Source organism: Streptomyces sp. NPDC085937 (assembly GCF_044540535.1).
Classification (GTDB): Bacteria; Actinomycetota; Actinomycetes; order Streptomycetales; family Streptomycetaceae; genus Streptomyces.
Map to the genome: position 1 here is coordinate 288,089 of NZ_JBITSH010000002.1, position 14,813 is coordinate 302,901.

The following is a 14,813-nucleotide window of genomic DNA, read 5'->3' on the forward strand; positions in this document are numbered from 1 at the left end:
CGGCCCCGGGCGGCCGGGCAGCGCCTCCGGGGCGACCGGGCAGGGTCTCCGGGAACGCTCCGGCGCCGTCCGTACGGGAGCCGCCCGCGGGCCCGCCCGGAGAGCCGCCCCGGTCGCGGCCTGCGCGACCACCCTGGGCCGCGCCTGGGTGACGGCCCCGGTCGCGCCTGGGCGACGGCCCCGGGCGGCCGGGCAGCGCCTCCGGGGCGACCGGGCAGGGTCTCCGGGAACGCTCCGGCGCCGTCCGTACGGGAGCCGCCCGCGGGCCCGCACGAAGAGCCGCACGTGCCCGACACCTCCGGAGCGCTGCCTCGGGGGCTGTCGGGGGAGCTTTCAGGTCCCCCGAAACCGCTTCGCGCAGCGCCCGGGACCCGCCCGTCCGCAGCCGCGGGATAGCGTGCCCGCGACAGCGGCGATCACCGGAAGGCGGGTCTGTCATGCGAGCGGTCGTGTTCGAGCGGTACGGGGAACCGGCCGAGGTGCGCGAGGTCGCCGACCCGGCGCCCGCGGAGCACGGGGTCGTGGTCAGGGTGGAGGCGACCGGCCTGTGCCGCAGCGACTGGCACGCCTGGCAGGGCCACGACCCGGACATCACCCTCCCGCACGTCCCCGGGCACGAACTCGCCGGCGTCGTCGAGGAGGCCGGCGCCCGGGTCACCGGCTGGCGCGCCGGGGACCGGGTCACCGTCCCGTTCGTGTGTGCCTGCGGCTCCTGCCCGGCTTGCGCGGCGGGCGACCAGCAGGTCTGCGAGCGCCAGACCCAGCCCGGCTTCACCCACTCGGGCTCCTTCGCGCAGTACGTGGCGCTCGACCACGCCGACGTGAACCTGGTGGCGGTGCCCGACGGCATGACGTACGCCACCGCCGCCTCCCTCGGCTGCCGGTTCGCCACCGCCTACCGGGCCGTGGTCCAGCAGGGCAGGGTCGCGGCGGGGGAGTGGGTGGCGGTGCACGGCTGCGGGGGCGTGGGCCTGTCCGCGGTGATGATCGCGGCGGCGGCCGGCGCGCGGGTCGTCGCGGTCGACGTGTCACCGGGCGCCCTCGATCTGGCCCGGCGGTTCGGCGCGGCGGCGTGCGTGGACGCCTCGGCCGTGGCCGACCCCGCCGCGGCGGTCCGCGAGCTGACCGGCGGCGCCCACCTCTCCCTGGACGCCCTCGGCGCGCCCGCCACCTGTGCCGCCTCGGTGAACGGCCTGCGCAGGCGGGGCCGGCACGTGCAGGTCGGCCTGCTCCCCTCGGAGACCGGCACGACCCCCGTGCCCATGGCCCGCGCCATCGCCCTGGAGCTGGAGATCCTCGGCAGCCACGGCATGGCCGCGCACACCTACCCGCCGATGCTGGACCTGGTCCGCGCCGGGGTGCTCCGACCCGATCTGCTGGTCACCTCCACGATCGGCCTGGACGCGGTTCCGGCCGCACTGGGGGCGATGGACACCGCCCCGCCCGCCGGCGTGACGGTGATCGAACCCTGGAGCTGAGCGCTCTCGCACGGACGCCGTGCTCCCGCGTGGTCGGCGCGGGGCACGGCGTCGGCGCGTGCGGCGGTCAGCCCTTGCGTCCCCGGTTGCCGGGGCGGGCGGCGACCCAGCGGCGGACCGTGTCGGGGTACCAGTAGGGCTTCCCGTGCTCCACCCGGTCCGGCGGCGGCAGCAGGCCGTGCTTGCGGTAGGAACGCACGGTGTCCGGCTGCACCTTGATGTGTGCCGCGATGTCCTTGTACGACCACAGCTCGGTCATGTGTGCACCTCCCCGCGCGCACCACGGCGGCGGCCGGGGGTGGCCGTCAGGGGGAGCCGGGCGCGCGCTGGCGATCGACAAGCGTCGTGCGGGAGAACGACCCGGTCCGCTTACGGAGAGGGGCCGTGCGCGGGTGTGACGGAAGGGCCGCCCGCGTGTGACAGCCGTGACGCGACAGGCGCGTTTGTGACAGGAGTGACGCACAGGCGCACTCCGGCACACCGGCGGGGCGCGTTGACGCGCCGGGGTCTTCTCCCGTAACGGCGGCCCGCGCCGTCCCGCCCTCTTCCCCGGACCTTCCCCGGAGTGGTGACATTCTCGTCCGAATGTCCGGACAAAACATTGACAGGGCTTCATGAGCGGGGCTAGAAACCGGGGAGAGCCCTCGGACCCCGCAGGGCGGTACGACGTCCGAAGGGAGCGCCATGGCGAGCCTCCGCCGTCGCCGGACGCTCCCCGGCCCCCGGGGCGACCACGGCGTCGCCCCGTCACAGATCGCCTCCGGCGCGGGAGGCCGCCTCGCTTTGGCAGGAGCGAGGTGCGAGCGACGACTCCCCGCCCGCCGCGGCCCCGCGCCGGAGGCACCACCCTGGTCGGGCCGCCCGGGGACCCATGTGTCTACACGGGGACCCGAACGGCCGACACTGTGTCGGGCCCGCCCGGCACCCCGTCACTGGTGGGATGGACCCGTGGCGGCGGCCCCGGCGCGCCCGGTCCGCGGCACCACCACACGAGCTGTACGAACGGCACGTCTCCCCCCGACGCCGCCCTCTGCGAAGGAGTTCTCGGTCATGACGAAGATCGTCAACCACTGGATCGGCGGCAAGACCGCCGAAGGCGCCTCGGGAACCTACGGCCCGGTGACGGACCCGGCGACCGGCGAGGTCACCACCAAGGTCGCCTTCGCCTCCGTCGAGGAGGTCGACGCCGCGGTCGCCGCCGCCAAGGAGGCGTACCTGACCTGGGGGCAGTCCTCGCTCGCCCAGCGCACCTCGATCCTGTTCAGGTTCCGCGCGCTGCTCGACGCCCACCGCGACGAGATCGCCGAGCTGATCACCGCCGAGCACGGCAAGGTGCACTCCGACGCCCTCGGTGAGGTCGCGCGCGGCCTGGAGATCGTCGACCTGGCCTGCGGGATCAACGTGCAGCTGAAGGGCGAGCTGTCCACCCAGGTCGCCAGCCGCGTGGACGTGGCGTCCATCCGGCAGCCGCTCGGCGTGGTCGCCGGCATCACGCCGTTCAACTTCCCGGCGATGGTGCCGATGTGGATGTTCCCCCTCGCCATCGCCTGCGGCAACACCTTCGTGCTGAAGCCCAGTGAGAAGGACCCGTCCGCCTCCGTCCGCCTCGCCGAACTGCTCGCCGAGGCCGGTCTGCCCGACGGCGTGTTCAACGTCGTGCACGGCGACAAGGTGGCCGTCGACCGCCTGCTGGAGCACCCGGACGTCAAGGCCGTCTCCTTCGTCGGCTCCACGCCCATCGCCCGCCACATCCACACCACCGCCTCCGCCAACGGCAAGCGCGTCCAGGCCCTCGGCGGCGCCAAGAACCACATGCTGGTGCTGCCCGACGCCGACCTCGACGCCGCCGCCGACGCGGCCGTGTCCGCCGCCTACGGCTCCGCGGGCGAGCGCTGCATGGCGATCTCCGCGGTCGTCGCCGTCGGCGCGATCGGCGACGAGCTGGTGGAGAAGATCCGTGAGCGCGCCGAGAAGATCAAGATCGGACCCGGCAACGACCCGGCCTCCGAGATGGGCCCGCTGATCACCGCGACCCACCGCGACAAGGTCGCCTCCTACGTCACCGGCGCGGCCGCCGAGGGCGCCGAGGTCGTCCTGGACGGCACCGGTCACACCGTCGAGGGTCACGAGAACGGCCACTGGATCGGCATCTCCCTGCTCGACAAGGTGCCGACCACCGCCAAGGCCTACCAGGACGAGATTTTCGGCCCCGTGCTGTGCGTGCTGCGCGCCGAGACGTACGAGGAGGCCCTGGACCTCATCAACGCCTCGCCGTACGGCAACGGCACCGCGATCTTCACCCGGGACGGCGGCGCCGCCCGCCGCTTCCAGCTGGAGGTCGAGGCCGGCATGGTCGGCGTGAACGTCCCGATCCCGGTCCCCGTGGGTTACCACTCCTTCGGCGGCTGGAAGGACTCCCTCTTCGGCGACCACCACATCTACGGCAACGACGGCACGCACTTCTACACCCGTGGCAAGGTCGTCACCACCCGCTGGCCCGACCCGGCGGACGCCCCGACCGGCGTCGACCTGGGCTTCCCCCGCAACCACTGAGCCCGCTCAGGGGGCGTGTGGCCGTGTACCGCGAACGCGGTACACGGCCACGGCCGCCTACACCCCCGGGAGGTCCCCGAGTTCGGTCTCCGGTCGACAACTGGCCGACAGGCGGACCCCGTACGGTTGACGCATGGATCTTCGACTGCCCGGCCGGCCATGGCTGCGGTCACGGCGGCCACGGCGGACCCTCGCCGCCGCGGCCGCCGTCGTCGTGCTCGCCGGGGCCGGCACCTGGACCGCCGTCGCCTCCGACGACGCGCCCCCGGTGCGCCGCGCCGACCGCGTCATGACGACGGGTGACGGGGTGCGCATCGACACCTCCTTCTTCACCGCCGGCCCCGACGGCCGCCGCCCCGCCGTGCTGCTCGGCCACGGTTTCGGCGGCAGCAAGGAGGACGTGCGGGAACAGGCCGAGGACCTCGCCCGCGACGGCTACGCCGTCCTCACCTGGTCCGCGCGCGGCTTCGGCGGATCCACCGGGAAGATCGGGCTGAACGACCCCGAGGGCGAGGTCGCCGACGTCTCCCGGCTCATCGACTGGCTGGCCGGCCGGCCCGAGGTGCGGCTCGACAAGGCCGGCGACCCCCGCGTCGGCATCGCCGGCAACTCCTACGGTGGGGCCATCGCCCTGCTCGGCGCCGGGCACGACGACCGGGTCGACGCCATCGCCCCCGCCATCACCTACTTCGACCTCGCCGACGCGCTCTTCCCGGGCGGCGTCTTCAAGAAGCTGTGGGCGGGCGCCTTCGTCACCTCCGGCGGCGGCTGCGCCCGCTTCGAGCCCGCCCTGTGCGCGATGTACGAGCGGGTCGCCGAGTCCGGCGTGCCGGACGACCGGGCCCGCGCCCTCCTCGAAGCCCGCTCGCCGTCCGCCGTCGCCGACCGCATCGACGTGCCCACCCTGCTGATGCAGGGTCAGACCGACTCCCTGTTCCCGCTCGGCCAGGCCGACGCCGCCGCCCGGGCGATCCGCGCCAACGGCGCCCCCGTCGACGTCGACTGGCTCGCCGGCGGCCACGACGGCGGCGACCCGGAGACCGACCGCCTGCACGGGCGCGTCCGCGCCTGGTTCGACCGGTACCTCAAGGGCGACAAGAACGCCGACACCGGCCCCGCCTTCCGCGTCACCCGCACCGGAGGCGTCGACTCCACCGACGGCCGCGCCCAGCTGCGCGGCGCGAGCGCCGACGCCTACCCGGGCCTGCACAGTGGCGAGCGGTCCGTGAAGCTGACGGGCCGTGAGCAGCGCTTCGCCAACCCGGCCGGTGCCAACCCGCCCGCCGTGTCCGCGCTGCCCGGCATCGGCGGCTCCGGCGGCCTCTCCCAGCTGTCCTCCCTCGGCGTCGGCGTCTCGCTCGACTTCCCCGGCCAGCACGCCCGCTTCGACTCCGCCCCGGTCGCCCGCGACCTGCGCGTCACCGGCTCCCCGACCGTCACCGTGCGGGTCAGGTCCACCAGCGACGACGCCGTCCTCTTCGCCAAGGTGTACGACGTCGGCCCGGACGGCCGGCAGCAGGTGCTGCCCTCCCAGCTCGTCACCCCGGTCCGCGTCGAGGGCGCCCGCGCCGGCAAGGACGTACGGCTCACCCTCCCGGCCGTCGACCACGAGGTCCGCAAGGGCCACCGGCTGCGCCTGGTCCTCGCCTCCACCGACCTCGGCTACGCCTCCCCGGCCGCCCCGGCGACGTACTCCGTCGCCCTGAGGAGCGACCTGACGGTGCCCACCGCCCCCGGCGTCACCACCGCCGCGGCCCCGCTGCCCGCCTGGGTGGTGTGGCTGCCCGTCGCCGGCGCCGTGATCGCCCTCGCGCTGCTGCTCACCGGCCGCCGCCGCACCACCGCACCGGCCCCCGCCCCGGACCTGGCCGACGTCCCGCTGCGGATCACCGGCCTGAGCAAGCGCTACGCCCGCTCCACCGACCGGTACGCGGTACGGGACCTGTCGTTCCGGGTGGAGAAGGGCCAGGTGCTGGGCCTGCTCGGCCCCAACGGCGCCGGCAAGACCACCACCCTGCGCATGCTGATGGGCCTCATCAAGCCCGACGACGGCGAGATCCGGGTCTTCGGCCACGCGGTGCGCCCCGGCGCGCCCGTCCTGTCCCGGGTCGGCGCCTTCGTCGAGGGCGCGGGCTTCCTGCCGCACCTGTCCGGCCGGGAGAACCTGGAGCTGTACTGGGCCGCGACCGGCCGCCCGCCCGAGGACGCCCACCTGGACGAGGCCCTGGAGATCGCCGGCCTCGGCGACGCCCTCGCCCGCGCGGTGCGCACCTACTCGCAGGGCATGCGCCAGCGGCTCGCCATCGCCCAGGCCATGCTCGGCCTGCCGGACCTGCTCATCCTCGACGAGCCCACCAACGGCCTCGACCCGCCGCAGATCCGAGAGATGCGCGAGGTGATGATCCGCTACGCGGCCTCCGGTCGCACGGTGATCGTCTCCAGCCACCTGCTGGCGGAGGTCGAGCAGTCCTGCACCCACCTCGTCGTCATGGACCGCGGACGGCTGGTCCAGGCGGGTCCCGTACAGGAGATCATCGGCTCCGGGGACACCCTGCTCGTCGGCACCGTCACGCCCGTGGAGGAGCCGGTCGCCGAGAAGGTCGCCGCGCTGCCCGGCATCGCGTCCGCCGTCCGCACCGACGAGGGCCTGCTGGTCCGGCTGGACGCCGACGGCACCGCCCCCCGGCTGATCGCGGAACTCGTCCGGCTGGAGGTGCCCGTGACGTCGGTGGGCCCGCACCGCCGCCTCGAGGACGCCTTCCTCACTCTGATCGGAGGTTCCGCATGAGCGCGCTCACCGAGCGGGCCGGGCGGACCGGGCCCACCGGACCCGGGCCCACGGGACCCGGACCCGTCGAGGCCGCCGCCGGCTACCGGCCCGGCCACACCCTGCCCCTGAGGGTCGAGCTGGTCCGCCAGCTCAAGCGCCGGCGCACCCTCGTCATGGGGGCGGTCCTCGCCGTCCTGCCGTTCGTGCTGGTGATCGCCTTCGCGATCGGCGGCGAACCCGAGGGCCGCGACGGCCGGATCACCCTGATGGACACGGCCACCGCGTCCGGAGCCAACTTCGCCGCCGTCAACCTCTTCGTGTCGGCGGGCTTCCTGCTGGTCATCCCGGTCGCCCTGTTCTGCGGGGACACCGTCGCCTCGGAGGCCGGCTGGTCCTCCCTGCGCTATCTGCTCGCGGCGCCCGTGCCCCGGATGCGGCTGCTGTGGTCCAAGCTGATCGTCGGACTGGGGCTGAGCCTCGCCGCGATGGTGCTGCTGCCGGTGGTGGCGCTCGCCGTCGGCACCGTCGCGTACGGCTGGGGCCCGCTGCACATCCCGACCGGCGGCGCGCTCGACCCGGGCACCGCCGCCGGACGGCTCGTGGTGGTCGTCGCGTACCTGTTCGTGTCGCAGCTGGTGACCGCCGGGCTGGCGTTCTGGCTGTCCACCCGCACCGACGCCCCGCTGGGCGCGGTCGGCGGCGCGGTCGGCCTGACCATCGTCGGCAACGTCCTGGACGCCGTCGCCGCCCTCGGCGACTGGCGGCACTTCCTCCCCGCGCACTGGCAGTTCGCCTGGGCGGACGCCGTCCAGCCGACCCCGGAGTGGTCCGGGATGCTCCAGGGCGCCGCGGTGTCCGTGACATACGCCCTCGTGTTGTTCGCACTGGCGTTCAGGGGATTCGTGCGCAAGGACGTCGTGTCCTGACGGACGTCCGCGGGGGCGTCACGCGGGCCAACCGGGTGAACCTGCGCAACCGATCCCGTGGAGACAGGTTGATGAAGGAGACAGGCCACAGGGTGGCCGAGGCCGGAACGCGCGGTCCCGGCCGCCACTCTCCATGCCGGGGCCGGCCTCCCATCAAGCAGGAAGACAACCACATTGCGACAGACCCTGAGCAGGGGAGTGTTCGCGGCGGCCGCTGCCGCCACGGGCATTCTGTCCCTGTACGGAACCCCCGCCCTCGCCGACTCGTTCGCGGGGGGCGGTGCCGAGGATTCTCCCGGTGTGCTGTCCGGGAACAACGTGCAGGCGCCGGTGCACGTGCCGGTCAACGCATGCGGCAACACCGTCACCGCCGTCGGCGCCTTCAACGAGGCGTCCGACAACACGTGCGTCAACAGCTCCGGCGGGCACGGTCACGGGCACGGTGAGTCGGCCGGCGGCGCCCAGGCCGTCGGCGGCACCAAGGGCTCGCCCGGCGTGCTGTCCGGCAACAACGTGCAGGCCCCGGTCCACGCCCCGGTGAACGCGTGCGGCAACAACGTCACCGCGGGCGGCGCCTTCAACTCGGCGTCCGACAACACCTGCGCGAACGTCTCGGACGGCGGGCACGAGCACAAGTCCGCCGACCGCTCGGCGCACTCCTCCCACCACGAGGCCGCCTCCAGCGCGTCGCACGCCGAGAGCGGCGGCGCCCACGCGGTCGGCGCCGCCAAGGGCTCGCCCGGTGTCCTCTCCGGCAATGTCGTGCAGGCGCCCATCGACCTGTCGCTGAACGCGTGCGGCAACAGCGTCAACCTCGTCGGCCTGTTCAACGAGGCGTCCGACAACACCTGCGTCAACGACTCCGGCCACGAGGAGAAGGAGCCGGAGAAGACGCCGGAGAAGGACAAGCCGGAGCCGCCCACCAAGGTCGTGACGCCGCCGAAGCACGTCGAGCCGCCGGCCGTCGAGACCCCGGGCAACCCGCCGCACCTCGCGGAGACCGGCACCGACGGCCTGATGGCCGCCTCCGCCGCCGGCGCCGTGCTGCTCACCGGCGGGGCCATGCTCTACCGCCGCGGCCGCGTCGGCGCCCGCCGCTAGCGGCTCCACGGAAGCCGGGTCCACCCCACCCGGCGTCCACGCCCCCCGGCACGAAACGTCCCCCGGACCTCCTGGTCCGGGGGACGTTTCGTCGTGCCGTCCGTCAGCCGCGCACCGGAGCCGGCGCACCGCCCCGGCCGCCGCCCGCGGGCACCGGGACCGTCCCGCGCACCGGGGCCGTACGGAGCCGCCGGCGCACCCCCTGCACCAGGGTGGACGCCGTGAACGTCGCGCCGTGCACGAACCGCATCGCCGGACCGAAGCCGGACGCCGTCACCAGACCCGCGAGGAACAGCCCCGGGTAGGAGGACTCGAAGCCGCGGTCGAGCACCGGGGAACCGTCGGGCAGCGCCGCCATCGCACCGCGCAGCTCGGCCGAGAGCAGCCCCAGCCGGTCACGGTGCGCCTTGAACCCGGTCGCGGCGATCACGTGCTCGGTCTCCAGGGTGCGCCGGGCCCCCGTCACGTCGGCCAGCTCCAGGCGCAGCCCGCCGGGCACGGCGGCCGCCGCGGTCACCTCGTGGCCCGGCATCAGGTCCACCCCGCGCTCCACCCGCTCCCGCACCCACCAGGCGCCCGCCGGGCCCAGCGCGGTGGCCGCGATCCGGGCACGGGTCGTCTCCGGAAGCCGCCTGAACAGCCCAGGCCGCTCGGAGTAGAACCAGTTCCGCCAGCCCGGGCCCAGACCGCTGTGCGGCGAGCGCGCCGACTGCCACCAGGGGCGCTCCCACGGCGGCGGCACGTCGTTCCAGCGCAGCCGCTCCGCCCGCGCCAGCACCCGCACCCGCGTGCCCTGCTCCGCCAGCAGCGCCGCCGTCTCCAGCGCGGCCTGGCCGCCGCCGATCACCGTGACGTCCTTGCCCTGGAAGGGTCCGAGGTCACTGTGGTGGCTGCTGTGCGTCACCAGCGTCGGGTGCAGTCCCCGCAGCGCGGAAGGCACCTCGATGAACGGCATCACCCCCACCGCCAGCGCCACCGTCCGCGCGTGCAGCACCTCCCCGTCCTCGGCGACGGCGCTGAAGCCCTCCGGTCCCGACGACACCCGCGCGATCAGGCGCTCGTCCACCTCCGGCACGGCGTTGCGGGCGAACCACAGCCCGTACGAGGCGAAGTCCTCCACCGGGATCGGGTGCGCGTGACGGGCCGTCAGCCCCCGCTCCGTGCAGTAGGCGTCCAGCCGCCAGCGGCCGGCCGGGTCGGACAGGTTGGACGCCCACGGCTCCGACTTCAGGAACATCCCGGTGGGCATGTGGTCCCGCCAGGACGCCATCGGCCGGCCGAGGACACGCAGGTTCAGTCCGGCGGCCGCGGCGTGCGACGCGATCGACAGACCGTACGGACCCGCGCCCACCACCAGGAGGTCGTACATCATCAGCTGCTCGCTTTCTCGTTGTCGGTCAGGGAGGGCGTGTCCGCCCGGGGTACGGGGCGCTGCGCCGGTACCGGTGCCGCGGTGCCCAGCCGCCTGCGCAGCCGGCCGGACACATGGCGCGCCCACAGGCCCCACATCGCCCAGCCCGGGGCCCGGTCGTCCGCCGCCCACCAGGCCAGTTCGCGCCCGCCGGGCGCGGGACGCAGCGCGGCGAGGGGCGCGTAGTTCTCCACCACGAACGACCTGCCGCACGCCGGATCGCCGTCCGGCAGCACACGGTCCGTCAGGTCCGCGTGCAGGGCGCGGACGACGTCCAGTCCGGCGCTGTCCGTGAACAGCCGGAACTGGGCGCCCGGGCGCGGGTTGAAGTCGAGCAGGTGGTAGCGGCCGGTGCTGCCGCAACGGCGGAAGTCCAGGTCGAGGACGCCGCGGTAGCCGAGTTCACCGGTGAGCCGCTCGGCGAGCGCGAACACCTCCGAGTTGGGTGTCCAGCGGCCCACCGCGGTCAGTCCCGCGCCGCGCGGCCAGGATTGGTGCTTGCGGCCCGGTCCGCCCGCGCGCACGGTGCCCGTGCGGTCGGCGTACCCGTGGAAGAACCAGTCCCGGTCCGGGCCGGGCGGCAGGAACGCCTGGAGCAGCAGCGGGCTGCCCGCCTCCGCGGTGCGCGCGTGCAGTTCTCTCGCCTGGCGGGCCGAGTGCAGCACCTGTGTGCTGCGCAGCCCGGAGCCCGCCGGGAGCAGCCAGGGGCGGCTCCACTTGGCGACCAGGGGCAGGCCGAGCCGCAGCGCGTCCTCGGCGGCCCGGGCCGGGGTGTCCGGGACCAGGGTGCGCGGGTGCGGCACACCCACGGAGGCGCAGACGGCGGCCAGTTCCCCCTTGTCCGCGACGCGTTCGGCGAGCGCCGCGGGCATCGCCGGCAGCAGGTAGGAGGGGGCCAGCTCCTCGCGCAGCCGGGCCGCGGCGATGGCGGTCGCGTCGTCCATCGGGACCAGGACCGCCGGGCGTCCCACGTCCCGCGCGACGCGGCGCAGCACGGCGAGGATCTGTTCCTCGGACGCGTCGGGAGGCGGCGGGGTGTGCAGCCGACGCACAAAACGCGACCGGGACACGGGACTTCCCGTGCAGTCGGCGACGACATGCACCTCCACCCCCGCCCTGCCGAGCGTCCGGACGGCGCCCAGTGTTCCGTGGTGAAAGGGATTCCGGTCGATCCGCAGCACAACGGCGGGAACCCGGGTGTCAAGCAATGACACGCATTCTCACTTTCCTCTGGCGCCGCCTCACCCACACGGGCGAGAACGGCACTCGAAAGCCGCAGTGACAGTGGCACTGTCGTATTTCGTATGGCTGACTTCATATGACTGTTCGTCAACAGCGAGGCATCAGGCAGCAGGCGGACGCGAGCGAGAAGAGGAGCAGCCAATGGCCCCACAGCACCGGCGGGTCCGGTCCCGCGCCCTGGCCGTGGGCGTGGCGGCGGTCGCCGTGTCGGCCGCCCTGGCGGCGGGCCCGGCAGCGGGGGTGGTGCACGCGGACGACGCCGGGGCGGCGCTGCCGGGCCCCACCGGCCGGCCCACGCCGGCGGCCGGCCCCGAGCCCGCGGCGGGCGCGCAGCCCGCGGCGTCGGCCGTCCCGACCCCCGCCGTCGACGTGCCGACCGTCGCCCTGCCCGGCATCCCCGCGCCCGCCGTCCCCGACGTGCCCGAGGTCCGGCCGCCGTCGCTCACCCCGCCGGCCGCGCCCGCCCCCGCCCGGGGCGTGCCGCCCTTCGGCGCCTTCCTCGCCTCCGACGCCCGCGGCGTGCAGCGGATGGAGCAGCTCAGCCGCTGGCTGGGCGGCGCGGAGCTGCGCGTGGGCCACACCTACCTGCCGGGCAACCACTGGAAGGACATCGAGGGCGACATCGGCTTCCTCGACGCGTGGGCCGACTGGCGCAACGCGGACGACAAGCGGATGCTCGTCCTCAACGTCCCGCTCCAGGAGCGCAACGAGGCCGGCGTCTCCGACGAGGAGGTCCGCGGGCTGCTGCGGCGCGGCGCGGCCGGTGAGTTCGACCACCACTTCCGCGCCCTCGCCGAACGGCTCGTCGCGCTGAAGATCCCGGACACCGTCCTGGTGCTCGGCTGGGAGATGAACGGCGTCACCTACACCCACCGCTGCGGTCCCGACCCGGAGTCCTGGAAGAAGTACTGGAACCGGATCGTCACCACGATGCGGGCGGTCCCGGGACAGGAATTCCGGTTCGAATTCACCCCCAACCGGGGCCGGGACGCCGTTCCGTGGACGCAGTGCTATCCCGGGGACGACACCGTCGACATCATCGGCATGGATTCGTACGACCAGCCCACCGGAATGTCCTTCGACGAGCAGGTGTCGGAGCCGTACGGACTCCAGGCGCACGTCGATTTCGCCAAGGCCCACGGAAAGCCCATCTCCTACCCGGAGTGGGGGCTTTTCCGCAATGGCGACAATCCCGAGTACATGCGCCGCATGCTCGCCTGGATGCAGCAGCACCGGCCGCTTTACCACACGGTGACCGACTACTGCCCGCACGGCGTCTGGCAGTGCGACGACAACCCCGACGCCTCCCGCGTCTTCCGCTCCGCCCTGTACGGCCGTACACCCGAGGACCCGCAGCAGACCCCGGCGCCGACCGAGCCGCCCGCCGGTCCCACACTCCCCGACCACTGCTCGCCGCTGGACCTCGGCCGCTGGGTCGAGCACTGGCTCGGCGGGAAGCTGTGCCTGCGCTTCGACTGGTGGTCGCGCTCCCGGTAGGGCCGGGACCGTCCCGGCCGGGATCACCGCCGTCACCGCGGCACGTCGGCGGCGGTGGCCGGGCCCGGCACGGAGGCGGCCGGCACCGGCTCCTCGCCCCGGCCGCCCCGGCGGGGCCGGGCCAGCAGCGCCAGGCCGCCGAGCAGCCCGCCCGCGCTGGCACCGACCAGAGCGGTCACCCCCGCCGACGCCGACGCGGGCCCGCTCGGCCGCACCGCTCGGGAGAACTGCACGAGCCGCACCCGGGTGCTGTCCTTGGTGTCCTCCGCGTGCCGGGTCAGCGCCCGCGCCACCGCGTTCGCCATGTCGACGGACAGACCGGGCCGGTCGGAGGTGGCGGTGACGGAGACCATCGGCGCGTCCGGCGAGGTCGCCGTGCGCACGCTGTCCCGCAGCGTGCGCACGGGTACACCGGCCCACACCTGCGCGTCCCCCAGCACCGCCAGCTGGGTGGCCACCCGCCCGTAGGCCTGCGCGAAGCCGCGCGCGGACTCCGGGGTCGCCTGGTCGGTCGGGACGGCCACGACATAGCTGGTGGCCGTGTACTCCGGCGGCGTGAGCAGGCCGTACGCGCCTCCGCAGAGACCGCCGAGGAGCGTTCCTGCCACCAGCGCGGACCAGGCCGGCAGCTTTCTGACGCGGTCCAGGGACGGAAGGCGCCGGCGGGTCGGGGTGTCGGTCATGAGGGACTTGCTTCCTTAGGGTGCGGGGGACGGCGACGGGCCGGTGACAGCGGCCGTGTAGACGTCCATGAGGCGGGCTGTGCTGCGGGTGATGCTGTAGTGGCGGGCGGCGTCGGCGGCCGTGCGCGGGGCCGGGCCCGCCGCGCGGACCTCGGCGATCGCGCGGGCGTACGCCTCCGGCCCGCCGCGCACCCGCCGGGCCCCGGCCGAGGAGGCCGGCGGCAGGTCCTCGATCGCCGGGCAGGAGCCGTAGAGCACGGGCAGCCCGGCCGCCAGGGCCTCCACCGCCGCCAGGCCGAACGCCTCCTCGGTGGACGGGGAGGCGAAGAGGTCCATCGCGGAGGTGAGCGAGGGCAGGTCGGGGCCGGGTGAGCCGTCGGGCACGGCCGGACGCTCGCCGGTGAACAGCACCCGCCCGGACACCCCCGCCTCGTGCGCGGTGCGGCGCAGCACGTGCTCCTCGGGGCCGCCGCCCACCAGCAGCAGCCAGTGGTCCTCCGGCAGCCGGGCCAGGGCCCGCACCAGGACGTCGAACCGCTTGCCGCGGGCCAGCCGGCCCACCCCGCCGACGACGAACGCGCCGTCCGGCAGCCCGAGCCGCCGGCGGGTGCGCTCCCGCCGCTCCGGGTCGAAGCGGAAGCGGTCCGTCTCGATGCCGTTCGGCACCACCTCGATACGCGGCGCGGGCACGCCCCAGCGCTTCAACCGGTCGGCCACCGTGGGGGAGACGGCCACCGTCGCCGAGCCGAGCCGCTCGCTCGCCAGGTACAGCGCGCGCACGCCCCGCGTCAGCGCGCGGCCCTCCATCTGGGAGTCACCCAGCGAGTGCTCGGTGGCCACCACCGCCCGCACGCCCGCCACCCGTGCGGCGGGCCTGCCGTAGACGCAGGCCCGGTACAGGTGGGTGTGGACCAGGTCGTAGCCGCCGGAGCGGATCACCCGGACCAGACGCGGCAGCACGCCCACGTCGCGGTTGCCCGCCATGCCCAGGTGCAGCACGCGCACCCCGTCGGAGCGCAGACCGTCGGCGACCGGGCCCGGGTTGGTGAGCGTCACCACGTCGCAGTCGACCGGCAGATGGCGCAGCAGCAGCCGCAGCTGCTGCTCGGCACCGCCCACGCCGAGGCCGGTGATGATGTGCAGCGCCCTCAT

General features: G+C 74.8%; 11 protein-coding genes. 6 read left to right on the top strand and 5 right to left on the bottom strand.

Annotated elements, in window-relative coordinates; all coding sequences use genetic code 11:
* Positions 1-437: 437 nt before the first annotated feature.
* On the top strand, positions 438-1,478 hold the full coding sequence (locus tag ACIF8S_RS04825; protein ID WP_399997328.1) for a zinc-dependent alcohol dehydrogenase family protein: 1,041 nt from the start codon (positions 438-440) through the stop codon (positions 1,476-1,478).
* A 67-nt stretch (positions 1,479-1,545) separates the two neighbouring features.
* Here ACIF8S_RS04825 and ACIF8S_RS04830 read toward each other — a convergent pair whose 3' ends face one another.
* A complete protein-coding gene (locus ACIF8S_RS04830; protein ID WP_024887432.1) occupies positions 1,546-1,737 on the bottom strand; it encodes an AlpA family transcriptional regulator in 192 nt (63 codons plus the stop codon).
* Between the two features lie 791 nt (positions 1,738-2,528).
* On the opposite strand from ACIF8S_RS04830, the gene mmsA reads away from it, so the two are divergent.
* From mmsA to ACIF8S_RS04850, 4 genes are all read left to right on the top strand, one after another.
* Complete coding sequence (mmsA, locus tag ACIF8S_RS04835) at positions 2,529-4,031, top strand: CoA-acylating methylmalonate-semialdehyde dehydrogenase (RefSeq protein ID WP_349792722.1); 1,503 nt, start codon at positions 2,529-2,531, stop codon at positions 4,029-4,031.
* Between the two features lie 133 nt (positions 4,032-4,164).
* Positions 4,165-6,819, top strand: coding sequence for an alpha/beta fold hydrolase (locus ACIF8S_RS04840; protein WP_399997329.1), 2,655 nt, complete (start codon positions 4,165-4,167; stop codon positions 6,817-6,819).
* Entirely contained in the window at positions 6,816-7,727 is a 912-nt protein-coding gene (locus ACIF8S_RS04845) for an ABC transporter permease (RefSeq protein ID WP_399997330.1), read from the top strand. The genes ACIF8S_RS04840 and ACIF8S_RS04845 overlap by 4 nt, the downstream gene beginning before the upstream one ends.
* A gap of 174 nt (positions 7,728-7,901) precedes the next feature.
* Entirely contained in the window at positions 7,902-8,828 is a 927-nt protein-coding gene (locus ACIF8S_RS04850) for a chaplin (protein WP_399997331.1), read from the top strand.
* 103 nt (positions 8,829-8,931) lie between these two features.
* Here the strand turns inward: ACIF8S_RS04850 and ACIF8S_RS04855 are convergent, their stop codons facing one another.
* Both ACIF8S_RS04855 and ACIF8S_RS04860 read right to left on the bottom strand, forming a co-directional pair.
* On the bottom strand, positions 8,932-10,197 hold the full coding sequence (locus tag ACIF8S_RS04855) for an NAD(P)-binding domain-containing protein (protein WP_399997795.1): 1,266 nt from the start codon (positions 10,195-10,197) through the stop codon (positions 8,932-8,934).
* A 2-nt stretch (positions 10,198-10,199) separates the two neighbouring features.
* Entirely contained in the window at positions 10,200-11,453 is a 1,254-nt protein-coding gene (locus ACIF8S_RS04860) for an ATP-grasp domain-containing protein (protein WP_399997332.1), read from the bottom strand.
* A gap of 169 nt (positions 11,454-11,622) precedes the next feature.
* Between ACIF8S_RS04860 and ACIF8S_RS04865 the strand changes: the two genes are divergently transcribed.
* Entirely contained in the window at positions 11,623-12,978 is a 1,356-nt protein-coding gene (locus ACIF8S_RS04865; RefSeq protein WP_399997333.1) for a glycoside hydrolase family 26 protein, read from the top strand.
* Positions 12,979-13,010: 32 nt separating this feature from the next.
* Here ACIF8S_RS04865 and ACIF8S_RS04870 read toward each other — a convergent pair whose 3' ends face one another.
* Together ACIF8S_RS04870 and ACIF8S_RS04875 are read right to left on the bottom strand one after the other, a co-directional pair.
* Positions 13,011-13,661: a hypothetical protein gene (locus ACIF8S_RS04870; RefSeq protein WP_037723555.1), complete on the bottom strand. Its 651-nt coding sequence runs from the start codon at positions 13,659-13,661 to the stop codon at positions 13,011-13,013.
* Positions 13,662-13,676: 15 nt separating this feature from the next.
* Entirely contained in the window at positions 13,677-14,813 is a 1,137-nt protein-coding gene (locus ACIF8S_RS04875) for a glycosyltransferase (RefSeq protein WP_399997334.1), read from the bottom strand.

Coding starts and splice junctions, on each gene's coding strand:
- ACIF8S_RS04825 (WP_399997328.1), top strand. CDS start 438: ATGCGAGCGGTCGTGTTCGAGCGGTACGGGGAACCGGCCGAGGTGCGC.
- ACIF8S_RS04830 (WP_024887432.1), bottom strand. CDS start 1,737: ATGACCGAGCTGTGGTCGTACAAGGACATCGCGGCACACATCAAGGTG.
- mmsA (WP_349792722.1), top strand. CDS start 2,529: ATGACGAAGATCGTCAACCACTGGATCGGCGGCAAGACCGCCGAAGGC.
- ACIF8S_RS04840 (WP_399997329.1), top strand. CDS start 4,165: ATGGATCTTCGACTGCCCGGCCGGCCATGGCTGCGGTCACGGCGGCCA.
- ACIF8S_RS04845 (WP_399997330.1), top strand. CDS start 6,816: ATGAGCGCGCTCACCGAGCGGGCCGGGCGGACCGGGCCCACCGGACCC.
- ACIF8S_RS04855 (WP_399997795.1), bottom strand. CDS start 10,197: ATGTACGACCTCCTGGTGGTGGGCGCGGGTCCGTACGGTCTGTCGATC.
- ACIF8S_RS04865 (WP_399997333.1), top strand. CDS start 11,623: ATGGCCCCACAGCACCGGCGGGTCCGGTCCCGCGCCCTGGCCGTGGGC.
- ACIF8S_RS04870 (WP_037723555.1), bottom strand. CDS start 13,661: ATGACCGACACCCCGACCCGCCGGCGCCTTCCGTCCCTGGACCGCGTC.
- ACIF8S_RS04875 (WP_399997334.1), bottom strand. CDS start 14,813: ATGAGGGCGCTGCACATCATCACCGGCCTCGGCGTGGGCGGTGCCGAG.